The following is a 416-nucleotide window of genomic DNA, read 5'->3' on the forward strand; positions in this document are numbered from 1 at the left end:
AAATGGAAAATGGAAGACAACAGATGCCGCCGCCAGTGATGGCGCGCGATTGAGAGAGGGGCTTCTGGATAAAGCCAATACCGCCTCAAGCGTCTGGGCCGATACCGCGTATCGCTCGAAAGCCAACGAAGACTTCATGGAAAAGCAGGGCTTTGTCTCAAAGGTCCACAGGAAAAAGCCGCATCTCAAGCCCATGCCCCGCCACATCCAGCGGTCCAACGCAGGGAAATCGGTGATCCGGTCGCGTGTCGAGCATGTCTTTGCCGATCAGAAATCGCAGACGGGTCTGTTCGTCCGRACTGTCGGTATCAAACGGACCATTTGGCCAATATCGTCTACAATATGAGCCGCTTTCTCTTCCTGGAACAGATCAGCGCGAGTACGTGCCATCGCAGGTGGCGATACTCCCCGGTCTG

At 55.4% G+C, this 416-nt stretch carries 1 pseudogene; it reads left to right on the forward strand.

The annotated features are described in order from the left end of the window. A pseudogene (locus tag KP705_RS18255) lies at positions 1-416 on the forward strand (transposase); the annotation flags it as partial.

Source organism: Gluconobacter sp. P1D12_c (assembly GCF_018812105.1).
GTDB classification, from domain to species: Bacteria; Pseudomonadota; Alphaproteobacteria; order Acetobacterales; family Acetobacteraceae; genus Gluconobacter; species Gluconobacter oxydans_A.